Annotated in this window: 23 protein-coding genes and 1 pseudogene; 17 read left to right on the top strand and 7 right to left on the bottom strand. The window is 63.5% G+C overall.

Features of this window, described 5'->3' with window-relative positions:
• The first annotated feature begins 86 nt into the window (after positions 1-86).
• Positions 87-1,238: a 2-trimethylaminoethylphosphonate dioxygenase gene (gene tmpA / locus AU465_RS07660; protein ID WP_192245510.1), complete on the top strand. Its 1,152-nt coding sequence runs from the start codon at positions 87-89 to the stop codon at positions 1,236-1,238.
• Positions 1,235-1,825: a (R)-1-hydroxy-2-trimethylaminoethylphosphonate oxygenase gene (gene tmpB, locus AU465_RS07655; RefSeq protein ID WP_192245508.1), complete on the top strand. Its 591-nt coding sequence runs from the start codon at positions 1,235-1,237 to the stop codon at positions 1,823-1,825. The genes tmpA and tmpB overlap by 4 nt, the downstream gene beginning before the upstream one ends.
• A 48-nt stretch (positions 1,826-1,873) precedes the next feature.
• Here tmpB and AU465_RS07650 read toward each other — a convergent pair whose 3' ends face one another.
• Together AU465_RS07650 and AU465_RS07645 are read right to left on the bottom strand one after the other, a co-directional pair.
• Positions 1,874-3,682 (bottom strand): NAD(P)/FAD-dependent oxidoreductase, encoded by a 1,809-nt coding sequence (locus AU465_RS07650; protein WP_192245506.1) that lies wholly within the window; start codon positions 3,680-3,682, stop codon positions 1,874-1,876.
• Between the two features lie 168 nt (positions 3,683-3,850).
• The gene (locus tag AU465_RS07645) at positions 3,851-5,773 is read right to left on the bottom strand and encodes a sigma-54-dependent Fis family transcriptional regulator (RefSeq protein WP_192245504.1); all 1,923 of its coding nucleotides are present in this window, start codon (positions 5,771-5,773) and stop codon (positions 3,851-3,853) included.
• Between the two features lie 337 nt (positions 5,774-6,110).
• Between AU465_RS07645 and AU465_RS07640 the strand changes: the two genes are divergently transcribed.
• From AU465_RS07640 to AU465_RS07600, 9 genes are all read left to right on the top strand, one after another.
• Positions 6,111-7,892, top strand: a complete 1,782-nt coding sequence (locus AU465_RS07640) for an acetolactate synthase 3 large subunit (RefSeq protein ID WP_192245502.1) — start codon at positions 6,111-6,113, stop codon at positions 7,890-7,892.
• Positions 7,893-8,027: 135 nt separating this feature from the next.
• Entirely contained in the window at positions 8,028-8,600 is a 573-nt protein-coding gene (gene ilvN / locus AU465_RS07635) for an acetolactate synthase small subunit (protein ID WP_059185300.1), read from the top strand.
• A 123-nt stretch (positions 8,601-8,723) separates the two neighbouring features.
• On the top strand, positions 8,724-9,320 hold the full coding sequence (locus AU465_RS07630) for a LysE family translocator (protein WP_192245499.1): 597 nt from the start codon (positions 8,724-8,726) through the stop codon (positions 9,318-9,320).
• A gap of 214 nt (positions 9,321-9,534) precedes the next feature.
• Positions 9,535-10,812, top strand: coding sequence for an efflux RND transporter periplasmic adaptor subunit (locus AU465_RS07625; RefSeq protein ID WP_192245497.1), 1,278 nt, complete (start codon positions 9,535-9,537; stop codon positions 10,810-10,812).
• Positions 10,809-13,961, top strand: coding sequence for an efflux RND transporter permease subunit (locus AU465_RS07620; protein WP_192245495.1), 3,153 nt, complete (start codon positions 10,809-10,811; stop codon positions 13,959-13,961). The genes AU465_RS07625 and AU465_RS07620 overlap by 4 nt, the downstream gene beginning before the upstream one ends.
• Before the next feature lie 167 nt (positions 13,962-14,128).
• A complete protein-coding gene (gene nthA / locus AU465_RS07615; RefSeq protein WP_192245493.1) occupies positions 14,129-14,734 on the top strand; it encodes a nitrile hydratase subunit alpha in 606 nt (201 codons plus the stop codon).
• A 13-nt stretch (positions 14,735-14,747) separates the two neighbouring features.
• A complete protein-coding gene (gene nthB / locus AU465_RS07610) occupies positions 14,748-15,407 on the top strand; it encodes a nitrile hydratase subunit beta (RefSeq protein ID WP_192245491.1) in 660 nt (219 codons plus the stop codon).
• A complete protein-coding gene (locus AU465_RS07605) occupies positions 15,394-15,744 on the top strand; it encodes a nitrile hydratase accessory protein (RefSeq protein ID WP_376774829.1) in 351 nt (116 codons plus the stop codon). The genes nthB and AU465_RS07605 overlap by 14 nt, the downstream gene beginning before the upstream one ends.
• A 145-nt stretch (positions 15,745-15,889) precedes the next feature.
• Positions 15,890-17,017: an ATP-dependent DNA helicase gene (locus AU465_RS07600; protein ID WP_192245486.1), complete on the top strand. Its 1,128-nt coding sequence runs from the start codon at positions 15,890-15,892 to the stop codon at positions 17,015-17,017.
• Here AU465_RS07600 and AU465_RS07595 read toward each other — a convergent pair.
• Complete coding sequence (locus AU465_RS07595; RefSeq protein ID WP_192245484.1) at positions 16,980-17,417, bottom strand: SpoIIAA family protein; 438 nt, start codon at positions 17,415-17,417, stop codon at positions 16,980-16,982. The genes AU465_RS07600 and AU465_RS07595 overlap by 38 nt on opposite strands.
• A gap of 245 nt (positions 17,418-17,662) precedes the next feature.
• Between AU465_RS07595 and AU465_RS07590 the strand changes: the two genes are divergently transcribed.
• From AU465_RS07590 to AU465_RS36350, 3 genes and pseudogenes are all read left to right on the top strand, one after another.
• Complete coding sequence (locus tag AU465_RS07590; RefSeq protein ID WP_192245482.1) at positions 17,663-18,403, top strand: pyridoxine 5'-phosphate synthase; 741 nt, start codon at positions 17,663-17,665, stop codon at positions 18,401-18,403.
• A 103-nt stretch (positions 18,404-18,506) separates the two neighbouring features.
• Positions 18,507-20,426, top strand: a complete 1,920-nt coding sequence (locus tag AU465_RS07585) for a potassium transporter Kup (RefSeq protein ID WP_192245480.1) — start codon at positions 18,507-18,509, stop codon at positions 20,424-20,426.
• A gap of 129 nt (positions 20,427-20,555) precedes the next feature.
• Positions 20,556-20,690: pseudogene (locus AU465_RS36350) on the top strand (NAD-dependent epimerase/dehydratase family protein); the annotation flags it as partial.
• Between the two features lie 101 nt (positions 20,691-20,791).
• On the opposite strand, the gene AU465_RS07580 reads toward AU465_RS36350, so the two are convergent.
• Positions 20,792-21,685, bottom strand: coding sequence for an SDR family oxidoreductase (locus AU465_RS07580; RefSeq protein WP_192245478.1), 894 nt, complete (start codon positions 21,683-21,685; stop codon positions 20,792-20,794).
• 166 nt (positions 21,686-21,851) lie between these two features.
• Here AU465_RS07580 and AU465_RS07575 point away from each other — a divergent pair, with 166 nt between their 5' ends.
• On the top strand, positions 21,852-22,262 hold the full coding sequence (locus tag AU465_RS07575; RefSeq protein WP_126088566.1) for a winged helix-turn-helix transcriptional regulator: 411 nt from the start codon (positions 21,852-21,854) through the stop codon (positions 22,260-22,262).
• Positions 22,263-22,312: 50 nt separating this feature from the next.
• On the opposite strand, the gene AU465_RS07570 is transcribed toward AU465_RS07575, so the two are convergent.
• Together AU465_RS07570 and AU465_RS07565 are read right to left on the bottom strand one after the other, a co-directional pair.
• A complete protein-coding gene (locus AU465_RS07570; protein ID WP_192245476.1) occupies positions 22,313-23,032 on the bottom strand; it encodes a glutathione S-transferase family protein in 720 nt (239 codons plus the stop codon).
• A gap of 1 nt (position 23,033) precedes the next feature.
• Positions 23,034-23,339: a Rieske (2Fe-2S) protein gene (locus AU465_RS07565; protein ID WP_192245474.1), complete on the bottom strand. Its 306-nt coding sequence runs from the start codon at positions 23,337-23,339 to the stop codon at positions 23,034-23,036.
• Between the two features lie 96 nt (positions 23,340-23,435).
• Here AU465_RS07565 and AU465_RS07560 point away from each other — a divergent pair, with 96 nt between their 5' ends.
• Positions 23,436-23,891, top strand: a complete 456-nt coding sequence (locus AU465_RS07560) for a MarR family winged helix-turn-helix transcriptional regulator (protein ID WP_192245472.1) — start codon at positions 23,436-23,438, stop codon at positions 23,889-23,891.
• Between the two features lie 19 nt (positions 23,892-23,910).
• On the opposite strand, the gene AU465_RS07555 is transcribed toward AU465_RS07560, so the two are convergent.
• The gene (locus tag AU465_RS07555; RefSeq protein WP_192245470.1) at positions 23,911-24,345 is read right to left on the bottom strand and encodes an anthrone oxygenase family protein; all 435 of its coding nucleotides are present in this window, start codon (positions 24,343-24,345) and stop codon (positions 23,911-23,913) included.
• Positions 24,346-24,474: 129 nt separating this feature from the next.
• Between AU465_RS07555 and AU465_RS07550 the strand changes: the two genes are divergently transcribed.
• On the top strand, positions 24,475-25,143 hold the full coding sequence (locus AU465_RS07550; protein WP_192245468.1) for a TetR/AcrR family transcriptional regulator: 669 nt from the start codon (positions 24,475-24,477) through the stop codon (positions 25,141-25,143).
• The last annotated feature ends 3 nt before the right edge of the window (positions 25,144-25,146 follow it).

Raw genomic sequence — 25,146 nt, 5'->3', positions numbered from 1 at the left:
AACGATAATTTGAATTATGCCTTTGGCGACGTCAGCATGCAACCGGTACCTGCGGTGGCGGGATCGAAGATGGGAGCTTCATGAACATGCTGACCAGAGCAACGCTGGCCAACGACGGACGAACGATCGAACTCGGCTGGGAGGACGGAACGCACTGCCGCTTCCATGCCATGTGGCTGCGCGACAATGCGCTGGACGACAAGACGCGCAGCGCCGGCAACGGCCAGCGGCTGATCACCATTCTCGACATTCCGGCGGAGGCGCGGATCGGCGCTGCTTCGATCAAGGGCGAAGCGCTGGAAGTCGCGTTCGTCCCGGAAGACAAGACCGTCAGCTTTCCCGCAAGCTGGCTTCGCGCCCATGCATATGACCACCAGGAGGATCGGCAGCCCGGCTGGACAGGTAGCGACATTCAGCGGTGGACCAAGGCCATCATGCAGAATTCGGTGCCGCGCGCGGCCTATGCGGAGGCCAGCCGCGACAGCAATGTTCTGCGGCAATGGCTGGCCGCCGTGCGGACCTACGGCTTCGCCGTCATGGACGGTCTGCCGACCGAATCCGGGGCATTGTGCAAGGTGGCCGATCTCTTCGGCTACATCAGGGAAACCAATTACGGGCGCTGGTTCGAGGTGCGCGCCGAGGTCAATCCGAACAACCTTGCCTATACCAATCTCGGCCTGCAGGCGCATACCGACAATCCCTACCGCGATCCGGTGCCGACGCTGCAGATCCTGGCCTGCATCGAGAATACGGTCGACGGCGGCGAATCCAGCGTCGTCGACGGATTTGCGGTCGCCGCCGCGCTGCAGACGGAAAACCCCGAGGGTTTCCGGCTGCTCTGCTCCTATCCGGCGCGCTTCGAATATGCCGGCTCTTCCGGCGTTCGGCTGCAGTCGAAGCGGCCGATGATCGAGCTCGGACCCGATGGCGAACTCATCTGCATCCGATTCAATAACCGCTCGCTGGCGCCGATCGTCGATGTGCCGTTCGCCGAGATGGACACATACTACGCCGCCTATCGCCGGTTCGCCGAACTGATCGAGGATCCTTCCTTCGAGGTGACCTTCAAGCTCGAGGCGGGGCAGTCCTTCATCGTCGATAACACTCGCGTCATGCATGCGCGCAAGGCGTTTTCCGGCAGCGGCAAGCGCTGGCTGCAGGGCTGCTACGCCGACAAGGATGGCCTGCTTTCGACACTTGCCGCGATCGAGCACGGTTTCAGGGAGGCGGCGGAATGAACCCGCAGGGATTGAACACCGGCAACATCGTCGAGTTCATCGCCGATATCTTCGAGCGCCGCGGGGCGGAATCCTATCTCGGCGAGCCCGTCACCATGTCGGAGCATATGCTTCAGGGCGCGTGGCTTGCCGAACAGGACGGTGCGCCGGAGGAACTGGTGGCCGCGGCGTTGCTGCACGACATCGGCCACTACACCAGCGAGTTCGGCACCTATTCGCCCGACGATGTCGAGGACAAGCACCATGATGAGGCGGGCGGCGAGGTGCTGGCGCCGTTCTTTCCGCCGGTCATCGTCGAATGTGTGCGGCTGCATGTTGCGGCCAAACGCTATCTCTGCGCCACGGATCCGACCTATTTCAGCAAGCTGTCGCCGGCTTCGGTCCACACGCTGTCGCTGCAAGGCGGGCCGATGCGTGCCGAGGAGGTGGCGGAGTTCCGCAGCAATCCGTTTCACGAGGAAGCGGTGCGTGTGCGCATCTGGGACGAAGGCGGCAAGGTCGCCAACATGAGGACGCGGGCCTTTCGCGACTACGTGCCGCTGCTCGAGCGGGTGGTGAAAAAATTCGCGGCCCAAAGGGCGACATAAAACGGATGCCCGGCATAACCGGGCTTCCATTCGACGCGACCTTTTGCATCAAGCCTTGTGGTGCACCTGCTGCAGCCCGTAGACGGGCGTCGGCAGGCCGACCTGCCTGGCCTTCAGTTGCAGCGATAGATACTGCGAATAGTGGCGCGACTGATGCAGATTGCCGCCGTGGAACCACAGCGCTTCCTGCTGCGTCGGCTTCCACATGTTGCGCTGCTCGCCTTCCCACGGGCCGGGATCCTTGGTGGTGTTGGAGCCGAGGCCCCAGACCTTGCCGACCTTGTCCGCCACTTCCTGCGAGATGAGGTCCGCGGCCCAGCCGTTCATCGAGCCGTAGCCGGTGGCATAGATCACAAGATCGGCCGGCAATTCGCTGCCGTCGACGAACTTGACGCCGGTCTCGGTGAGTTCCTGCACCGCAGCACACGGACCGCTCTTCAGCTTGATGGAGCCGTCGATGACGAGGTCGCAGGCGCCGACGTCAATGTAGTAGCCGGAGCCGCGGCGCAGATATTTCATGAACAGACCCGAACCGTCGTCGCCCCAGTCGAGCATGAAGCCGGCCTTTTCCAGATCCTCGTAGAATTTGGCGTCGCGCTCCTTCATCTGTTCGTAGAGCGGAATCTGGAACTCGTGCAGGACGCGGTAGGGCAGGGAGGCGAAGATCATGTCCGCTTTGCGCGTCGTCATGCCGTTCTCGACCGCCTGCTCGGAATACAGGGCGCCGAGGCCGATATCCATCAGCGTGTCGGACTTGACGATATGCGTGGACGAGCGCTGCACCATGGTCACATCCGCGCCTGCTTCCCACAGCGCCGCGCAGATGTCGTGGGCGGAGTTGTTGGAGCCGATGACGACGACCTTCTTGCCGACATATTTGTCCGGGCCGGGATGGGTCGAGGAGTGCTGCTGTTCGCCCTTGAAGATGTCCTGGCCCTTGTATTTCGGCCAGTTCGCCTTGCCGGACATGCCGGTCGCCAGCACCAGCTGCTTCGGCTTCAGCACGATCTCCTTGCCGTCGCGCTCGACGACGACGGTCCATTCCTTGGTCTTCTCGTCGTAAGCGGCGGATTTCGCGGTGGTGGAGCTCCAATAGTTCAGCTCCATCACCTTGGTGTACATTTCCAGCCAGTCGCCGATCTTGTCCTTCGGCGCGAAGACCGGCCAGTTCTTCGGAAAGTCGATGTAGGGCAGGTGATCGTACCAGACCGGATCGTGCAGGCAGAGCGACTTGTAGCGCTTGCGCCAGGAATCGCCCGGGCGCTCGTTCTTCTCGACGATGATGGCCGGCACGCCGAGCTGCTTCAGCCGGGCGCCAAGAGCAATTCCGCCCTGGCCGCCGCCGATGATGACGGCATAGGGTTGCCTTGTATGGCCGAGCTCGGCGATCTCGTCGTCGCGCTCCTCGCGCCATGTCTTGCGGCCCTTGCCGTGGCCGTGCTTGGCGCCGAGCGGGCGGGTGAAGCCCGCCTTCTCCTCATGGCCCTTCAGCTCCGCGATGGTGGTCAGCAGCGTCCAGATCAGGTCGCCCTTGAACCGCACGAGGCCGAAGCCGCGCGCCACACCGGTCTCGAACGTGATCCAGGCGGTGATGATGCCGCCGTCCTCGGTCGCTTCTTCGCCTTCGGCCACCGTCCAGCCGATAGGCTTGGTATTAGCCAGCGTCGCCTGCAGCATGTCGCCGATCTGGTCGCGACCCTCCATCGTTTTCAGGTTCCAGGTGAAGGCGACAAGGTCGCGCCAGTAGCAGTCGGCCTGGAAGCAGTTGACGGCGGCATCGATGTCGCCGGCTTCCAGCGCCTTGCCGAATTTGTCGAGCAGCGCCTGCGCCCTGGTGGTGGGTGTTCTCTCGAGCATTTGTTCTCCTCCACTTGCCAGAGTCCCGAAATGAACTGCAAATGACGTGCCAGCCACCGCGCCAAGGGATAAATCACAATGCAATCAAGTCGTTAGGGAAGTCCCTCGGGATCTCGCCTGTTGCGCCGGGTGTTGCGCGTGCTACAACGCGCCACAGCCGCTGCAACGCTAGTTCGGTGCTTCCAGGCGCAGGCGCTTCATCCGGCGATGCACCGTTGTGCGGTCGACCCCAAGGCGGCGCGCGGCCTCGGAGATGTTCCAGCCTGCCGCCACAAGCGCGCTCAATAGCGCCTCTCGCTCTTCACCGGGCGAGGGCGGCCGTAGCGCGACAAGCTTCGCGTGCGGGACCGATGGCGCCACATGGGGCATCGCGAAGTCGGGCAGGTCGGCGGGCTGGATCGTGCCATCGTCGCAAAGCGCCACGGCCAGATCGATGGCATTGACGAGCTCGCGGATGTTGCCGGGCCAGCCGTGGCGGATCAGTACCAGCCGCGCCGCCGGCGACAGTTTCGCCGGCCGACCGGCAAGGCGTGCGCGCTCGCTCACCAGCCGGTCCAGCAGCCATTCGAAATCGGTGCGCTCGCGCAGCGCCGGCAAGGCCAGCGAGGCGGCGTTCAGCCGGTAGAACAGATCCTCGCGGAAACGGCCCTCGGCGACAAGCTTGCGCAGGTCATAGTGCGAAGCCGAGATGACCTTGATGTCCACGGATCGCGGCTCGGTGCCGCCGACCGGGACCAATTCGCGCTCGGCGATCACCCTCAACAGCCGCGACTGCAGCGCATAGGGCATGTCGCCGATCTCGTCGAGGAACAGGGTGCCGCCGTCGGCGCTCTCGATCAGCCCTTTGCGCCCCCTGGACGCGGCCCCGGTGAAGGCGCCCGCCATGTGCCCGAACAATTCGCTCTCGATCAGATGCTCCGGAATGGCCGCGCAGTTGATGGCAACGAACGGGCCAATGCGCCCGGAGCTGTCATGGATCGCGCGGGCGAGAACCTCCTTGCCGGAGCCGGTCTCGCCATGGATCAGGATCGGAATTGGCGTGCGCGCCAGCTTGGCGGCCCTGACCTGCATTGCCGCCATTGCCGGATCGCCGCCCGAAAGCTCGGCAATCGGCTTCGGCAGCACTTCAGTGGGAGCGCGGCGCATGCTCTGCGGCTGCGGCTCGATGGCGTGCGCGAAGAGGGCGCTGCCGTTGCGGCCGAACACCAGCCGCTCCTCGGTCGGACGCCCCCGCGTCAGGTTCGGCAGTTCGTCGATGCCCATGTCGAGATAGTGCGAGATCGGCTGGCCGATCGGGGAAGGCGAGTGCCTCCAGTCGACACCGCCGGCCTGCGCCAGAAGCAGCGCTGCGCCGCGTGTCGTGCCGAGGATGCGGCCCGAGGCATCGAGCGCGATCGCCGCCTCCGGATCGACGTCGAGGAATTCAGGCGAACGCGAGAAGCGCAACACCCATTCGGAGTGCATCTGCGCCATCAGATTGGCGAGCTCGATGCGGCGCGCGGAGGCAGTCACCAGATGCAGCGCGAGGTTCTGACTGCCCTTCGGCTGCGGCGAACGCAGCAGCGAAATGTCGAGCACGGCGGTCAGTTCGCCCTTGGTGTCGAAGATCGGCGCGGCGGTGCAGGAAAGCGGCGTATGGGTGGTGTCGAAATGGTCGGTCTGATGAATGGTCATTGCCTCGCCGGTGACGATGCAGGAGCCGACGCCGCAGGTTCCGGTGCGGCTCTCCGACCATTCCGAGCCGAGATAGAGCCCGGCCTTGCGCAACTGGTCCATGAACAGCGGATCGCCGAGAAAATCGACGGTGACCCCTTTGGCGTCGGCCAGCAGCAAGACGTAGTTCTGGCCAGCCACCTGCTTGAACAGCGTCTCTAGGCCGCTGCGGGCAATCGCGATCAGCCGCTCGGATTGCTCGCGGTGCTCGCGCAACTGGGTGTCGGGAACAATATAGGCTTCGGTTGGCCGGGCAGGATCGAGGCGGTGCGTGTCGACGCAACGCAGCCAGGACTGCACGACGATGTCGTCGCGGGCCGATCGCGCACCAGACAGGACCTGCTCGATCTCGCGGATATGCTCCCGTTCGCCAGCCATGCGTCCTCCTCGCAGCCAACGTCCTTTGCGACCGCATAGTGGTGTCTCGGCGGCACCCGCTCAACTGTACTATGGTAGCGCGCGACGGCGCCGATTTCACAGGCGGGTGAATTCGCGCGGCACCCCATTGACGAGTCCGCGCTTTGGCCCTTATTGTCCGCGGCCATGAAAACAGCACTCATTCTCGTAGGTTGGCGCGTGGGCAAGGCGGTGTAACCGCCGGGCGAAAACCTCCCATGCGCATCCCACAGGCTCCCTCGGGGGCCTTTTTTATTGCCCAAAATCCAACTAAACGACCAGCAAATCGCCAGACGGCGAACAGTACGGGACCAGACCGATGAGCAGTGGACAGAACGAACGGCGTGAAATGACTGGCGCCGAAATGGTGGTGCAGGCGCTGAAGGACAATGGCGTCAAGCACGTCTTCGGCTATCCGGGCGGTGCGGTCCTTCCGATCTATGACGAGATATTCCAGCAGGACGAGGTCGAGCACATTCTGGTCAGACACGAGCAGGGCGCCGGCCACGCGGCCGAAGGCTATGCGCGTTCGACCGGCAAGGCCGGTGTGCTCCTGGTGACGTCCGGCCCCGGCGCCACCAATGCGGTGACGCCGCTGCAGGACGCGCTGATGGATTCCATTCCGCTGGTGTGTCTCACCGGCCAGGTGCCGACCTCGCTGATCGGCTCCGACGCCTTCCAGGAATGCGATACGGTCGGCATCACGCGGCCCTGCACCAAGCACAACTGGCTGGTGAAGGACGTCAATGAGCTTGCCGCCACCATCCACGAGGCCTTCCATGTGGCGACCACCGGGCGCCCCGGCCCGGTCGTGGTCGACATTCCGAAGGACGTGCAGTTCGCCAAGGGCATCTACGTGCCGCCGCAGACGGCGCCGCGCACCAGCTACCAGCCGAAGGTCCAGGGCGATCTGGAGAAGGTCAAAGCTGCCGTCGAGCTGATGGCCGGCGCCAAGAAGCCGATCATCTATTCGGGCGGCGGCGTCATCAATTCCGGTCCGGAAGCCAGCCACCTGCTGCGCGAGCTGGTCGATCTCACCGGCTTCCCGATCACCACGACGCTGATGGGGCTCGGCGCCTATCCGGCCTCGGGCAAGAACTGGGTCGGCATGCTCGGCATGCACGGCACCTACGAAGCCAATATGGCGATGCATGATTGCGATGTGATGATCTGCATCGGCGCGCGCTTCGACGACCGCATCACGGGCCGGCTCACTGCGTTTTCGCCGAACTCGAAGAAGATCCACATCGACATCGATCCGTCCTCGATCAACAAGAACGTCCATGCCGAGGTGCCGATCCTGGGCGATGTCGGCCGGGTGCTGGAGGATCTGGTGCGGCTGTGGCGGGCGACCGCCAAGGCCGACAAGAAGGCGCTCTATCCGTGGTGGGAGCAGATCGCGAAATGGCGCGCGCGGGACTCGCTCGCCTACAAGATGAACAACGACGTGATCATGCCGCAATACGCCATCCAGCGGCTTTATGCGTTGACCAAGGACATGGACACCTACATCACCACCGAGGTCGGCCAGCATCAGATGTGGGCGGCGCAGCACTATCATTTCGACAAGCCCAACCGCTGGATGACGTCGGGCGGGCTGGGCACGATGGGCTACGGCCTGCCGGCGGCGCTCGGCGTGCAGATCGCGCATCCGGACGCGCTGGTCATCGACATCGCCGGCGACGCTTCGGTGCAGATGACGATGCAGGAGATGAGCTCGGCGGTGCAGTACGAGGCACCGATCAAGATCTTCATCCTCAACAACCAGTATATGGGCATGGTGCGCCAGTGGCAGCAGCTGCTGCACGGCAACCGGCTGTCGCATTCCTACACCGAGGCGATGCCGGATTTCGTCAAGCTGGCGGAAGCCTATGGCGGCCACGGCATCCGCTGCGACAAGCCGGACGAGTTGGACGACGCGATCCGCGAAATGATCTCGGTGAAGAAGCCGGTGCTGTTCGACTGCCGCGTGGCGACTTTAGCCAACTGCTTCCCGATGATCCCTTCCGGCAAGGCGCACAACGAGATGCTCCTGCCCGACGAGGCGACGGACGAAGCGGTGGCTAACGCCATCGACGCCAAGGGCAGGGAACTGGTGTAGCCGAGGGCTCTGAATGTTTACGCAATTCCGGACGGAAAACCGCTATGCGCTTTTCCTGGAATTGCTGGAGCCTGCGGCGGGAAGCCGTGTGGAAACAGAGAATTAGCGCAAAAGTTTGAAATCGAGAGTCATGTCATGAACGCACAGCTCCAGCCGACCGGCTCCGCCTATTTCATCGCCAAGGAAACTGAGAAGCCGGAAACGCACACGCTTTCCGTGCTGGTCGACAACGAACCAGGCGTGCTTGCCCGCGTCATCGGCCTTTTCTCGGGACGCGGCTACAACATCGAAAGCCTTACCGTCTCCGAGACGGAGCACGAGAAGCATTTGTCGCGCATCACCATCGTGACGCGCGGCACGCCGCATGTGCTTGAGCAGATCAAGCACCAGCTTGAGCGTATCGTGCCGGTGCACCGCGTCGTCGACCTTACCGTGCGCTCGCATGAACTTGGCCAGGAGCGGCCGCTGGAGCGGGAACTCGCGCTGGTCAAGGTCGCCGGCACCGGCGACGCGCGTGTCGAGGCGCTGAGGCTGGCGGATGCCTTCCGGGCCAGCGTCATCGACGCCAATACCGAGCATTTCATCTTCGAGATCACCGGCAAGGGTTCCAAACTCGATCAGTTCATCGCCATCATGAAGCCGCTCGGCCTCGTCGAAATCTGCCGCACCGGCGTGGCGGCGATGAACCGTGGCCCGCAGGGCATGTGAGCGCGCGGCAACCGCCACTCGCACTGCTACAGTTCCCCTCTCTGGTCCTGCAGTCGCCCGTCCGTGGCTTTCGCGCGCCTGCAAAAAAAGGACAATAAGGCTGACATATCTAGGGAGGATACGATGTCTCTCAACGCGTTCCTTGCTCTCTTGGTTTATGCCTTCGTGACCTCGATCACGCCGGGGCCCAACAACCTCATGCTGCTGACGTCCGGGGTCAATTTCGGCATCGTCAGGACCGTTCCGCACATGCTGGGCATCAGCATTGGCTTCCTGGTGCTGCTGCTGGCCGTCGGCTTCGGGCTCGGCGCGGTGCTGACGGCGGTTCCCGCGCTGCACACGGCGTTGAAAATCGCTGGCGCCGCCTACCTGCTCTACCTCGCCTGGAAGATCGCCGTGTCACGCTCGGTGAGCGACAAGAGCGGTGCGGAGGCGCGGCCGATGCGCTTCATCGACGCCGCGGCGTTCCAATGGGTCAATCCCAAGGCGTGGGTGATGGCGATAACCGCCATGGCCGTCTACACCAACCCCGACCATCCGTTCGTCTCGGTGGCGCTGATCTCGATCGCCTTCACCATCGTCAACCTGCCAAGCGTCTCCGTCTGGGCCGGGTTCGGCACCGCGCTGCGCGGCTTCCTGTCGGATCCCGTGCGCCTGAAATGGTTCAACATCGCCATGGGTCTGCTGTTGGCGGCGACGCTTTGGCCAATGCTGCGCTGAGGTCATTTTCAGCCTGATGCGAGGGCCGCCACGGCACGTTAGCCGGGTGCACAGCGATTGTGCAGTGCACATTAAATCTTCGTAATACCGCGTTTTGGCCCTTTTCCGCCAAAGCCTTGTCCTATCTATTCGGCGAAAATCGCGGCAAGGCGCCGTGAATAGAGCTAGAATAGACCACCGGGTTCGGCGTGTCGGGTGATAAGGCTTGTTGTCGATGCGCGGAAAAATCGCCTTTGCAGTCATCGCGGCGGCCTGCCTCGCGGGCGCCGGCCTCTACCTTTCGCCAACCGCGATGGGCAAGGTCCAGCAGCTCATCTCAGGCCAGCAAGCAGCGACGGGCAGCGCGGACAAAACGGCGAAGGCATCGGACAACCCGAAGAGTGGCAGCGGTCGCGCGCGTTCGGCCTCGATCGTTGCCGCGACAGCAACCACCGCTGACTTCCCGATCCGCCGCTATGCCATCGGCTTCGTTTCCTCGCCGGCGGTGGTCAGCATCAATGCCCGGGTGTCCAGCCAGATCGTGTCGATCGCGGTCAAGGACGGGCAAATGGTCAAAGCGGGCGATCTTCTGCTCTCGCTGGATGACCGCTCGCTGAAGGCGCAGCTCGCCAAGGACCAGGCGACGCTGGCCAAGGACCAGGCGATGCTGGTCAGCGCCCAGGCCGATCTGCAGCGCGCCAAGGATCTCGTCGCCAAGCAGGCGGGCACGCAGCAGACCTACGATCAGGCGCTGGCGGCACAAAAGGCGGCGGCCGCCACCATCGATGCCGACGAGGCGACGATAGACGCCGATACGGTCCAGTTGAGCTACGCGACCATCACCGCGCCCATCTCGGGCAGGCTCGGAGCGGTCAACGTCTCCGTCGGCGATCTCGTCACCACCAGCAACGGCAACTCAAGCAGCACGACGCCACTTGTCACCATCACGCAAATGGACCCGCTGCAGGTGAATTTCACTCTGCCGGAAAGCAACCTTGCCTTGCTGCACAAGGAGCTCGCGAATCCGCAGCAAGGGGACGTGACGCTGACCAAGGACGGCGATCCGACGCCGATCGGCAAGGGCACGCTCGACTTCGTCGATTCCAGCGTCGATACCGCCTCGGGCACCATCGCCACGCGCGCGAGCATACCGAACTCCGATCTTTCGCTTTGGCCGGGCCAGTATGTGAACGTCGTGCTCGACGCCGGCACGATGCCGCAGATGACCTCGGTTCCGACGGTTGCGGTGCAGCCCAGCCAGAAGGGCTCCTTCGTCTATGTGGTCAAGCCCGACAACACGGTGGAGATGCGGCCGGTGCAGGTGGCGCTGACGGAAGGCGAAAACAGCGCTATCAGCCAGGGGCTGAAGAGCGGTGAGAAGGTCGTCGTCGAAGGCCAGACCAGGCTGAAGGACGGCGCCGCCGTCCACGAAGGCAAGACCGCCGGCAGCGGCACCGATCAGGCCGCTCCCAAGGTCGCGGAAGCCGACAAGGCCGGCGGGGCGCGACCATGATCTCCGAATTCTGCATACGCAGGCCCGTCGCCACGCTGCTGATGTCGTTGGCCCTCGTGCTGGGCGGAATTTTTGCCTACAAGTTCCTGCCGGTCGCGGCGCTGCCAAGCGCCGAGTTTCCGGTGGTCAATGTTTCCGCTTCGCTGCCCGGCGCTTCGCCGGAGACGATGGCGACCTCGGTGGCCACGCCGCTGATCAAGCAGTTTTCGACCATCGCCGGCATCGATTCGATCTCGACCACCAACTCGCTCGGCCAGACCTCGATCGCCATCCAGTTCGTGCTCAACCGGGACATCGACGCGGCGGCCGCGGACGTGCAGGCGGCGATCGCGCGCACGCAAAAATCGCTGCCGCCGGAGATGACCGCGCCGCCGAGCTATCGAAAGGTCAATCCGGCTGACGCGCCGATCCTTTTGATGTCGCTGGTCAGCGACACGGTTCCGCTCACGGACCTCGATGCCTTCGCCGAGAACGTCATCTCGCCGTCGCTGTCGACCATCGACGGCGTGGCGCAGGTCTCGATCTTCGGCCAGCAGAAATATGCGGTGCGCATTCAGATCGATCCGACAGCGCTCGCCGCGCGCGGCATCTCGATCGATCAGCTGCAGGCGGCGATCGCGTCGGCCAACAGCAACACGCCGCTCGGCGTGCTGCAGAACGACAAACAGCAGCTCACCATCACCGCCAACACCCAGCTCGGCAACGCCGCCGGGTTCTCCAACCTGATCATCGCCACCAAGAACGGCCACCCGGTGCGGCTGGGCGAGGTGACCCGCGTCGTCGATTCGGTGCAGACCACCACGACCGCAAGTTGGTACGATGGTACCCGCGCGATCATCATGGCCGTGCAGCGCCAGCCCGACGCCAACACCGTCGACGTCGTCGACAAGGTCAAGGCGATGCTGCCGTCCTTCCAGGACCAGATGCCGGCGGCGGCCAGCATCAAGCTGCTCAACGACCGCTCGACTTCGATCCGCCAGGCTGTCGACGACGTGCAGTTCACGCTGCTCTTGACCATCGCCCTGGTGGTGATGGTGATCTTCGTGTTCCTGCGCAGGATAACGGCGACGATCATACCGGCGGTGGCGGTGCCGATCTCGCTGATCGCGACGCTTGGCGCGATGTTCCTGTTCGGCTTCTCGATCGACAACATCTCGCTGATGGGCCTCACGCTCGCGGTCGGCCTCGTCGTCGACGACGCCATCGTCATGCTCGAAAACATCTTCCGCCATATGGAGGAGGATGGGCTGTCGGCCTTCGACGCGTCGCTGAAGGGCGCGCGCGAGATCGGCTTCACCATCATCTCGATCTCGATCTCGCTTGTGGCGGTGTTCATTCCCGTGCTTCTGATGGGCGGCGTCATCGGCCGCATCTTCAACGAATTCGCGGTCGTGGTGACGGTCGCCATCCTGGCGTCGATGTTCGTGTCGCTGACGTTGACGCCGATGCTGTGCTCGCGGCTGCTGTCGGTCACGAAAGCCGATCGCGAGGCGCATAGCGAAGGCCACGGCCATGACTTGTTCACGCGCGGCTACAACTGGTTGCTCAGCTTCTGCCTGCGGCACACCTTCTTCGTATTCCTCGTCTTCATCGGAACGGCGGCGGCATCGGTCTGGCTGATCCAGGTCTCGCCGAAGGGCTTCTTCCCGCAGGAGGATATCGGCCAGATTTCGGTGACGACGATGGCCCGGCAGGACATCTCCTTCGACGCCATGGCGAAGCTGCAGGGCCAGGTGGCGAACGTCTTCGCGCATTCGCCTTATGTCGCGCATGTAGCCTGGTCGGCCGGTAGCGGCAACAACGCGCTGAACCAGGGCCAGCTCTACGTGCAGCTGAAGGACAAGGATCAGAGGCCCAGCATCGAGAAGGTGCTTTCAGACCTGCGGCGGCAGCTGGCCGCTGTCCCGGGCATCGAGGCCTATATGCAGCCGGTGCAGAACCTCAGGCTGGGCTCGCGCTCGTCCGCCAGCGCCTACCAGCTCGTGGTTCAGGGCCTCGATACGGGCCAGACCGATATCTGGGCACAGAAGCTCAATGATGCGATGGCGGCGGACCACACGACGTTCACCGACGTCACCAGCGATCTGCAGAACAACGCCCTGCAGGCGACGCTGGTGGTCGACCGCGACAAGGCGGCCCAGCTCGGCGTCGACACCGACACTCTGCGCTCGGCCCTCTACGGCGGTTTCGGCACCGACCAGGTTTCCACCATCTTCGGCTCCGCCGACAGCTATCAAGTCATCACCGAGCTCGATCCGAAGATGGCGTGGTCGCCCGAGCGCATGCTGGCTATCCAGGTGAGGACGGCGCGCGGCAGCCTGGTGCCGCTCGGCGCTTTCGCCCATGTCGATCGCACGGCAGGCGCGCTGACCGTCAACCAGCTCGGCCAGCTGCCGGCGGTGACGATCTCCTACAACCTGCCGCAGGGCGTGTCGCTCGGCGACACGGTGACCCGCATCGACCAGCTGAAAGAGCAAATCGGCATGCCGAAGGCGATCTCGACCAGCTTCGCCGGCACCGCCAAGACCTTCCAGGATTCGCTCGCCAACCAGGGCCTGCTGATCGGCGGCGCGATCCTGACGATCTACATCGTGCTCGGCATGCTCTATGAGAGCTTCATCCATCCGCTCACCATCCTTACCGGTCTGCCGTCGGCGGTGCTCGGCGCGGTGCTGGCTTTGCGCTTCGCCGGCATGGATATCTCGGTCATTGCTGTGATTGGCATCCTGATGCTGATCGGCATCGTCAAGAAGAACGGCATCATGATGGTCGATGTCGCGCTGGAGCTCAGACGACAAGGCATGTCGGCCAAGGATTCCATCCACAAGGCTTGCCTGATGCGTTTTCGGCCGATCATGATGACAACGCTGGCAGCGTTGATGGGCACGTTCCCGATCGCGCTCGGCACCGGCGCAAGCGCCGAACTGCGCCAGCCACTCGGCGTCGCCGTGGTCGGCGGCCTGCTTGCCTCGCAGGCGCTCACTTTGTTCGTCACACCGGTGATCTACGTTTACTTCGAAAACTTCTCCGGCTGGCTGCTCAGCTTCTCGTCGAAGAAGAGCCGGCCGGCACTGCATGCGGTCGAAAGCAGCGAGCAGCCTTCGCTGTTCGAGGAAGAGGCCGAACCGAAAAAGGTGGCCGCCGAATAGAGCATGATTTCCGAAAAGTTGCAGACTTTTCGGAGAAGATCATGCTCCAAAACAACACTCTTCAAGCGAGATGGCGATCGAGGAAGAGCCGTCTCGCTTGAAGCGGCCGCCTCTGGCCCAAGGTGTGGTGCTTGCGGGGAACAGCACGCGATCCTAGTCTCAAGGTCATGTCCCATGATCACGACCATGACAACGAGCTCGACCCGTTTGCGGCGCGCGTGCGCGCGCTTGAGACGATCCTGACCCAGAAAGGCCTGATCGACCCGGCGGCCATCGACGTCATCGTCGATACCTACGAGACGAAAATCGGCCCGCGCAATGGCGCCAGGGTGGTGGCCAAGGCCTGGAGCGATCCCGCTTATGCCGATTGGCTTAGGCGCGACGCGACGGCGGCGATCGGATCGCTCTCCTACACCGGCCGCCAGGGCGAGCACATGCAGGCCGTCTTCGACACAGAGGACACGCACAACCTCGTCGTCTGCACGCTCTGCTCCTGCTATCCGTGGTCCGTGCTCGGCCTGCCGCCGGTCTGGTATAAAGCGCCGCCCTACCGCTCGCGCGCGGTGATCGATCCGCGCGGGGTACTGGAGGAGTTCGGGCTGACGCTGCCCGCAGGCAGGAAGATCCGCGTCTGGGATTCGACGGCGGAGCTTCGCTATCTGGTGGTGCCGATGCGACCGAAGGGAACCGACGGCTGGAGCGAGGAGCAGCTTGCCGGGCTGGTCAGCCGCGACGCGATGATCGGCACGGCGCTGGCCAAGGAGCCGGCATGAACGGGGAAGCTCAATGAACGGGCCGCAGGATCTCGGCGGGCAGATGGGTTTCGGGCCGGTCGCGCCCGAGAAGGACGAGCCCTATTTCCATGCCGAATGGGAGAAGCGCGCGCTGGGCGTCACGCTCACCGCTGGCGCGATGGGCGCCTGGAATATCGACGAGAGCCGGCATGCGCGGGAATCGCTGCATCCAGCCGACTATTATGCGTCCAGCTATTATCAGATCTGGATCAAGGCGCTGGAAGTGCTGCTGAAGCGCCACGGCTTCATCACCGAGCGCGACCTTGTGGCCGGCAAGGCGGTCGATGCGGCCGCGACGCCGAAAAGAGTGCTGAAGGCGGCGGATGTGCCCGCGGTGCTCGCCAAGGGCGGACCGTGCGATCGTCCGGTCGCCACGCCGGCACGCTTCCGGGCGGGCGACCGCGTGCGGACGAAGAATTTCAATCCCACCGGCCATACGCGCCTGCCGCGCTATGCGCGCGGCAAGAGCGGCACCATCGAGGCCGTGCGCGACGGTTTCGTCTTCCCCGACAGTAACGCGCATGGCAGGGGCGAGAATCCGCAATGGGTCTATACGGTGGTTTTCGACGGAGCCGAGATCTGGGGCGAGGGCGCCGATCCGACGCTTGTTGTCTCGATCGATGCCTGGGAGAGCTATCTTGAGCCCGCATGAGGCCAAACTGCCAGACGGCTTCGATGATCCGGTGTTCGCCGAGCCATGGCAGGCGGAAGCCTTCGCCATGACGGTGGCGCTGCACGACAAGGGATTGTTTTCGTGGAGCGAATGGGCGGACGCGCTGTCCGCCGAGGTGAAGAAGCCGGACGCCGAGAGCGACGGCCACGACTATTACGAGCATTGGCTGGCGGCGCTGGAAAAATTGCTGTCGACAAAGGATGTTGCCGGCAAGGGCGAAGTCGACGCGCTCGCGGCCGCCTGGGAGCGCGCCGCACACGCCACACCGCATGGCAAGCCAATCCTGCTTGAGAACGATCCCGGCCCTGGCAGGTAGCGTAACGAAGACAGGCTTGTTCCCTTTACGTTCTTGTTTGCCCCTGATAGCGTGCCGAGCTGGTAACAAATGAGATCGTCACCGGCGACGCCGGTGATGGGACGCCAATCTTGTATTTCGCTCGCGAATCCGGTCTGTCGCGTTGATGGAATTCTCTCCCCAACAGGACGAGGCTTTGAAGGCGGTCGGCCGCTGGCTGAAGGACGGCCGGCCGCAGATCTTTCGCCTGTTCGGCTATGCCGGCACGGGCAAGACGACGCTGGCGCGCTATTTTGCCGAGCATGTCGACGGCCAGGTGCAGTTCGCCGCCTTCACCGGCAAGGCCGCCCAGGTGCTGCGCTCGAAGGGGGCCATCAACGCCCGCACGATCCATTCGCTGATCTACAGGCCGAAGGGCGAGGAATCGGTTTCGGACGAGGTGACCGGCAAGACGTCGATCTCGCCGACTTTCGCGCTCAACCGGCAAAGCCCGATCGCGCGCGCCAAGCTGGTCGTCATCGACGAATGCTCGATGGTCGACGAGCAGCTGGGCCGCGACCTGATGAGCTTCGGCACGCCGATCCTGGTGCTTGGCGATCCCGCCCAGCTGCCGCCGATCTCGGGCGGCGGCTTCTTCACCGAGCACGAGCCGGACGTGCTGCTCACCGAAATCCATCGCCAGGCGCAGGACAATCCGATCATCCGGCTGGCGCTCGACGTGCGCGAAGGCCGCGAGTTCATGCATGGCGACTACGGCACGGCGCAGGTGATCGGCAGGGAAGGGGTCACCCAGGACCTTGTGCTCAAGGCCGACCAGGTGCTGGTCGGCACAAACCGCACGCGCCGGCGCTATAACCAGCGGCTGCGTGAGTTGAAGGGTTTTTCCGCCGATTTTCCGCAGGCCGGCGACAAGCTGGTCTGTCTGCGCAACGACCCGGCCAAGGGGCTGCTCAACGGCTCGCTGTGGAAGGTGATGACCTCGTCGCGCGAGACGGTGAAGCCCGGCATCAACCTGCTGGTCTCGCCGGAAGAGGACGATCCCGACCGCAGCGTCGCCAAGATCAAGCTGCTCAAGGCGGCGTTCGAGGATCCGGACGCCGAGATTCCGTGGCAGCAGAAGAAGCGCTTCGACGACTTCGACTATGGTTACGCGCTGACGGTCCACAAAGCACAAGGCTCGCAATGGAACGAAGTCGTGCTGTTCGACGAGAGCTGGGCGTTCAAGGAGACGCGGCAGCGCTGGCTCTACACGGCAATCACCCGCGCCGCCGAGCGGTTGACGATCGTGCGCTAGTTTCGTTTGCCGGCCTGGCGCCGAGCCACTGCCAGGCAGCGGCTTCGTTGTCACTGTCGAAATGCCTGAACTCGAACGGCAAAGCCTTCGGAAAGAACCCCCCGACAAGGGACGCCCAGCGCGGTTCCCCGATAGCCGCGCAACGGACGACATGCTCCAGCGCGTCGGCCACGCCTTGTCGGATCGTACCTTCCGAAATGTTGGCCCAATCGACGCTCTCCTCGTCGGTCAGTCTCACCAGCACGTCGATCCTCGGGTGCAGGGCATAGGCTGCTTCGAGCAGGCCGAAAAGGTTTTCCGCGTCCGCCGGCGAAACATCGCCGACGACGTCGATGGCAAAAAGCGCGTCACGGTTTGTATCGAGGCGGCGTATCGCCGGCACGGCTTCGAGGAAATTCACTGGCAAATCCTTGCGCTAGGGCAATTCCAGGAAAAGTGCAAAACGGTTTTCCGTCAGGAATTGCGTTAAAACAGAGAGCCTTAACCACCATCTCGTCCCCTGGAACACCGGAAACCCTCTATCTGTTCCCTGCAAAGGCGCTATAGATGCCCGCCGAACCGCTCTGAGTATTTTGTTCTTACGCAATTCCGGACGGAAAACCGCTACGCACTTTTCCTGGAATTGCTCCAACTGGACGCCGGATCATGCCTGCAAAGCTTTCGGTCAACCTCAACGCTGTCGCCATGCTGCGCAATCGCCGCGACCTGCCGTGGCCGAGCGTTACGGGGCTCGGGCGCATCGCGCTTGCCGCCGGCGCGCATGGGCTGACGGTCCATCCGCGTCCCGACGAGCGGCATACGAGACATTCCGACCTGCCGGAGATCAGGGCGCTGATCGACGATGAGTTCCCAAAGGCTGAATTCAACATCGAAGGCTATCCGACCGAGGATTTCCTGGCACTTGTCGAGAAGAACCAGCCGGAGCAGGTGACGCTGGTGCCCGACGACCCGGCGCAGGCAACATCGGATCACGGCTGGAACTTCGCCGCACAGGCGGCGTTCCTGACGCCGATCGTCAAGCGGCTGAAGAAGGGCGGTTTTCGGGTGTCGCTGTTTTCCGACGCCGATCCGGTCGGCGTGACTGCCGCGCGCGATACCGGCGCCGACCGGATCGAACTCTATACCGGGCCCTATGGCGGTTACCATTCCGATTCCACCAAGGCGGCCAAGGAATTGGAAAGACTGGGAAAAACCGCGGATGCGGCACTCGCGGCGGGGCTCCAGGTCAATGCCGGCCACGATCTGACCGTGGCCAACCTGCCGGCATTGGCCAAACGCATCCCGGCACTGGCCGAAGTATCGATCGGACACGGGTTGACAGCCGATGCGCTGGAGTATGGCATGGCCGGCACGGTTGGGCGGTTCTTGAAGGCTTGCGGATGGTAGCTTCAGGAGCTGCGCGTGACGGGCATGGGAGCCATCACGTTGGGGCACTTGATATTGCATCGCAGCAAGCGTAGAGCACCGCGCGTTTATCGGAGTGTCGTTTATGGCCCTTACCAACAGTGGTAGTGAGGCAGAATCCGTCGACCAATCGAGCCATTCTGAAGTCGAGCAGCACAGCACCAAGATGCTGATGCTTGGCGCGCTCGGTGTGGTCTATGGCGATATCGGGACCAGCCCGATCTATGCGTTGCGCGAGGCATTGCACGCTTCGTCCGGTGGCGAAGTGGCCACTCGTGGCGATATCCTCGGCGTGCTGTCGCTGATCATCTGGTCGCTGACCATTACCGTCACGATAAAATACATCATGTTCGTGCTTCGTGCCGACAACCGCGGCGAGGGCGGTGTGCTGTCGCTGATGGCGCTGGCGCGCGGCAGCTTCCCGGCGCGCTCGGCGATCATCCTCGGCATCGGCATCGTTGGCGCGTCGCTGTTCTTCGGCGATGCCGTGATCACGCCGGCGATCTCGGTGCTGTCGGCGGTCGAAGGCATGAACGTCGTCACACCCACCTTCCAGCCCTATGTGGTGCCGCTGACACTGGTCATTCTGGCGATACTGTTTGCGGTGCAGCGCTTCGGCACAGGCGGCGTCGGATTGGTGTTCGGCCCGGTAACCGCCGCGTGGTTCCTGGCCATCGGCCTATCCGGTCTCAACCACATCATCGACGATCCGGAAATCCTTTGGGCAATCAGCCCACATCATATCGTCGCCTTCCTGATCAATTCGCCCGATGTCTCCTTCGTGACCATAGGCGCCGTCTTCCTGGCCGTCACCGGGGCCGAAGCGCTCTATGCCGACCTCGGCCATTTCGGCCGCAAGCCAATCGTCATGGCGTGGCTGGCGATCGTGTTCCCCTGCTTGCTGCTGAACTACGCCGGGCAGGGTGCCTTCATACTGGCAAACAAAGGTGTAGTCGGACATCCGTTCTTCGAGATGAATCAGGGCTGGGCGCTGATCCCGATGGTGGTGCTGGCGACGGCTGCGACGGTCATCGCCAGCCAGGCGGTGATTTCCGGGGCCTTTTCGCTGACCAGACAGGCCGTACAGCTCAACATGCTGCCGCGCCTCGAGATCCTGCACACGTCGGAAAAGCAGTCCGGCCAGATCTTCATGCCGCGCGTCAATTTGCTGCTGGCACTGGTGGTGATGCTTCTGGTGGTCGGCTTCGGCGAATCCAGCAGGCTGGCCTCGGCCTACGGCATTTCCGTCACCGGCAACATGCTGGTGACGACCACGCTGCTGTTCGTCGTCATGACACGCATCTGGAAGTGGAACATCTGGCCGGCGGTCGCGCTGACGGCAGTGTTCGCGCTCATCGACATCGGCTTCTTCGCTTCCAACATCGTCAAGGTGTTCGAAGGCGGCTGGTCGTCGCTGGCGGTGGGCTTCGCCATCGTCATGGCCATGTGGACCTGGGTGCGCGGCAGCCGCTACCTGTTCGACAAGACCCGCCGCAACGAGATTCCGCTCGACTTCCTGGCGGCGAACCTTCTCAAGAAAAAACCGCAGCTTGTGTCCGGCACCGCGGTGTTCCTGACCAGCGACCCGCTGAGTGCGCCGACGGCGCTGATGCATAGTCTCAAGCACTACAAGGTGCTGCACGAACAGAACGTCATCCTTTCGGTGGTCACTGCGCCGCAACCGGTGGTGCCCGACAGCGAACGGGTGAAGATGGAGACGGTCAACGAACTGTTCATGCGGGTGACGTTGACCTTCGGCTACATGGAGCAGCCGAACATCCCGCGCGCGCTCGCGATCTGCCGCAAGCAGGGCTGGAAGTTCGACATCATGACGACGTCCTTCTTCCTGTCGCGGCGCTCGCTGAAGGCCTCGCCCAATTCCGGCATGCCCATCTGGCAGGACCGGCTGTTCATCGGGCTTGCGAAAACAGCGGCGGATGCGACAGAGTACTTCCAGATTCCCACCGGACGCGTCGTCGAGATCGGCACGCAGGTGGCCATTTGAGGGGCCGCAACGCTTAGAGCAATTCCAGGAAAAGCGTGTAACGGTTTCCCGTCAGGAATTGCGTGAAGACAAAGGGGCGGTTCGGCGTTTCGTGAAACGGTGAACCGCTGTAGAGGGGCAGAGGCGGGCATGGGCGGTGAGTTGGTGCTCGTTACCGGCGGCTCGGGCTTCCTCGGCGCTCACTGCGTCCTCGCGCGTCTGAAGGCAGGCTACCGCGTACGCACGACCGTCCGCTCGGCCAAGCGCGAAGCCGATGCGATCGCGCGAGGAAGCGCTTGCTGCGACCGGCGAAAGCCTGATCCGGCTCGGATTGCTCAAAAGTCAAAATAGCGCGCCCGGTAGAACGGCCGCCGGGCGCGCCGGTTTCAGCCGAGCAAAGCGGCTTTGTTCGCTTCGAGGAACTGCTTCAGCGTCTGCGGCTTGCGACCCGACAACGTCTCGATCGCGTCGGTCACCATGCCGATACGGCCGGAGCGCGTGTTGGCGTCGAAGGAGACGATGATGCGAGCAAAATCCTCGGGAAGGCCGGCCGCCTTGACGCCCTCGGTCAGAGCCTCATCAGGCAATCGGATAACCTCCAGCGGCTTGCCGGTGACTTCGGTTACCAAGGCGGCAATTTCGTTCGTGGTGTAAGCATGCGGGCCGGTCAGCGTGTAGATGCGGCTCTCCGTCGAGCCGGAAGCGAGGCTCGCGGCGATCGCGGCGGCCATGTCGTCGCGCGCGCCGTGCGCGATGCGCCCGTCGGCGGCCGACGTGTACCACTTGCCCGACGAAATGGCGTGTGGCAGCGCCATGAACAGGTTCTCCTGGTACCAGCCGTTGCGGAAGATGGTGTAGGGAATGCCACTCGCCTCGATCGCCTGCTCGGTGCCGTAGTGGTCGCCGGCAAACAGCACCGGCGAGACCGGCTCGGGATTGGGCATCGAGGTGTAGAGCAGGTGCGAGACACCGACTGCCTTGGCAGCGGCCACCGCGGCCTGATGCTGTTTGAGGCGCCGGTCGCTCTTGAGGTCGAGCTCTCCGGTCGAGACGATCAGCACCCGGTCGGCGCCTTTGAATGCGGTCTCGATCGATGCCGGATCGTCGAAATCGGCCGCTCTGACGGCGACGCCGCGAGCCGCGAGGTCGGCGAGGTTTCCGGGATTGCGCGTGGTGGCGATGATATTCGCCGGCGCGACTTTCTGCACATCGAGCAGATGGTTGATTACGGCGCGGCCGAGATGGCCGGAAGCGCCGGTGACGAGGAGGGTTTCGGTCATGGGAGGTTCCTGAAAATTGCGTCGAAGGGCGGGTATATTTGGTCTCAAAAAGAGACCAGCGCTAAAATAGGAATTGACCGGAAGCCGTAAAGAAGGCAGTTTTTCGGGAGGTAGGCACAGCCGGGGAACCACCGGGCGGTCGCCGCTTCGACCAATGGATGTCGCGATGGACAGCAAGATCTTCAATCTGAAATCGAAGCTCGAGGTCTACAAGGCCATGACCGGCGGCGGCAATTTCGCCGATTGCCCGGTTCGCGACGTGATCCAGGGCATCAGCGGCAAATGGAGCTCGCTGCTGGTCATGGCCTTGGCCGAGAAGCCTTACCGGTTCGGGGAGTTGCGCCGCCTTGTGCCCGATATCTCGCAGCGCATGCTGACGCAGACGCTCTACGACCTGCAGCGCGACGGCTATGTGCATCGCGAAGTCTTTCCGACCAAGCCGCCGAGCGTCGAGTACAGCCTCACCGATCTCGGCCGCTCGATGTTCGCGCCGTTGCAGATGCTTATCCAATGGGCCGAACTCAACCACGATGCCGTTCGTGAGGCGCGCGCCGCCTTCGATGCCGCGCAGGCCTGAGGCATTCGCCATCGGCGACAGCCTCAAAGCGCCAGTGGTGATCGATCCATTCAGGCCGATCGGGCCTGCGGAACTGCAATGGCCTGCAGCCGGATCATCTGCGACAGATAGGACGCCTTTGCCCGCAGGAAGGCGTGCAGCCGCAGCGGATAGCCCGGAGTGACAGCCTCCTTCACCGATTGCCGTTCGCTCAACGCCTTGCGCCAGGCCTGGACGAGAGGCTTTCCCTCCAGGATGCCGAAATCAACGATCCTGTCGAACGTGTCGAAGTAGCGGAAGATCGGCCCGTAGACGGCGTCGACCAACGAGAAGCGGTCACCTGCGAACCACGGACCGCCCTGCCTTGCCGACAGCTCCGCCTCGACACGCCCAAACATTTCCGACAAGCCGTTGCTTTCCTTGAAGAACGCAGCCTCATCGGCCGCGGAATAGAAGCGGCCTATCGCATTGAGGATGGCCGAGCCGAATTCGATCCAGGCGCGGTGCCTGGCCCTCATGAGCGGATCGGCCGGGTGCAACGGATTGGCCTCCGTCTCCTCGAGGAATTCGAGGATGACGGCCGATTCGAAAATGACTTCCTCCGCGCCATCTCGCCGGACACGAAGCAGCGGCACCTTGCCGAGCGGCGAGATGGCCTTGAACCAGTCCGGCTTGTCGGCAAGGTCAACGTCGACGCGCTCGAACAGCACGCCTTTCTCGGCAAGCGCGATCGCCGCACGCTGGACGTAAGGGCAAAGATGATGGCTGACGAGGGTGAGTCTGGCCGTCATCTCACTCTCCCCAGACATAGTTCAGCGCGCCATCCTCGACGAGGGTCGACAGGAACATCAGGCGCGAGCCCTTCGGTGCCGGGCCTTCGATCCGCTCGCCGCTTTCCATGTCGAAGCGGGCGCCGTGCCATTGGCAGACCAAGGCGCCGTCCTTGCAGTCCAGCGGTCCGCCGAAATGCAGGCAGGCATTGGCCGCGGCGCGGATGCGCTCGCCGCTACGCCAGACATGGACCTCGCGGCCGAAGAAAGGCGCCACCAGGCTGCCCGTCTGCGGAATGTCGGCCACTTTACAGATTTCGTGTTTCATCGGAGAACTCCATATAGATGTAATTGCATCTATATGGATGCATCTGCATCGATCGTCAAGCTTGATGCATTTGCATCTATCGAATAGAATCCCGCCATGACGAAGAAGTCTCCTTCGCCCGAGGCCGTCAAAACCTGGGGCCGCCTGATGAGCGTGTCGCGCCAGCTGGTCGAGAAGACCGAGGACGCCCTGAAGGCCGGCGGTCTGCCGCCGCTTGCTTGGTACGACGTGCTGCACGAGCTCGCCGAGGCGGGTGAGGGCGGCTTGCGCCCCTTCGAGCTGATCGATCGCGTCCTGCTGGCGCAGTACAACGTCTCGCGACTGCTGGCCCGGCTGGAGGCGGATGGCTTGGTGGAAAAGCTGCCCGTCTCGGACGATGGCCGTGGCCAGACCGTGCGCATCACACCCGCGGGGCGGGAGACGCGCCGCCGCCTTTGGGCTGTCTACGGAAAAGCCATATCGGAACTGATGGGCGACAAGCTTTCCGCCAAGGAACTGGAGATGCTGGCCGGGTTGCTTGGGAGGCTGCGCGACGCGCCAATCATGGAATGATTGCCGGCCGACCGGGCCTTCAGGGCAGATGCGAGGCCCAAAGAAACGCGATCGTCGCCAGCGCGCCAAGCGCGACGCGGACCAGATGCATTTTGCCCCATCTGACGATCATTGATCTTGCCTGCGGATTGTCGGCCTCGACCTTCATCGCTTCCAGCAAACGGTTGGTCGGCATCATCACCAGCAGTGTCCATGGCCAGGGCAGGATGATCGCCACTGCGCCGGCCAGAAAGCCAGGTCCTCCGGTTCGCCACCAGGCAATCAGCCCGAGAACGCAGGCGACCATGGCAATGGAAGCCTGCATGGCGGCGCCGCGCTTGTAGGAAGGCTGCCATTCCCGCAGCAATGCCTTGTCGTCAAGGCCAAGCCGCGCCGGCTGCTCCGCAACGCTGACATAGACTGCGGCGCCGGTGAAGGCGGCCGCAATAGCCAAGGCAAACAGACCGGCCCGCATCTCGTCCTCCGGCAAGAGAAGCCATCGGTGAAAAATAGCGCTTGCATGACTGCCGGCAATACGGCATAGAAGCCGAACCGTAACGTACGGTACGCCTGCCGACCGTGGTTAACGTCTCCCGAAGGAAGTGTGTTGCACAGCGTGCCCGATATCGACAACAGCGAAGCGCTGACCGAGCGGCAGCAGGCCGTTCTGGACGCGGCACTTCGCCTGCTGGTCGAGGAGGGCGACAACCTCACCATGACAGCGGTGGCGCGGCGGGCAAGCTGCTCCAAGGAAACGCTCTACAAATGGTTCGGCGACCGCGACGGGCTGCTGACGGCAACGGTGCAGTGGCAGGCCTCGAAGGTGCGTGTGACGCCGGTCGACCGCAAAGGCCTCGACCTTGCTTCGCTGACCGCAAGCCTCGAACGCTTCGCGTCCGACTGGCTGAGGGTGATTTCCAGTGACACGTCCGTCGCGCTGAACCGAGTGGCGGTCAGCCATGCCGGTTCCGGGAAAGATGACCTTGGCGCGATCGTGCTGCAGAATGGCCGCTTCGCGCTGGCCAGGCGCCTGAAGCCGGTGCTCGAAGCGGGACGACAGGCCGGGCTGCTCGACTTCGAGGAAGCCGAGACGGCGTTCCGGACCTTTTTCGGGCTGGTCGGCCGCGACGTGCAGATCCGGCTTCTGCTCGGCGACCGGCTGCAATTGACCGAGGCGGCAATCGGCGGCGACGCCGCCCGCGCGACGCAGCAGTTTCTCGCTCTCTACGGGTCAAAGACCCGGGGGGTAAACAACCGGCCGCAAGGCCTCTGATCT

This window comes from Mesorhizobium silamurunense (assembly GCF_014843905.1).
GTDB classification, from domain to species: domain Bacteria; phylum Pseudomonadota; class Alphaproteobacteria; order Rhizobiales; family Rhizobiaceae; genus Mesorhizobium; species Mesorhizobium silamurunense.
This window is presented reverse-complemented; position numbering and strand designations above follow the sequence as displayed.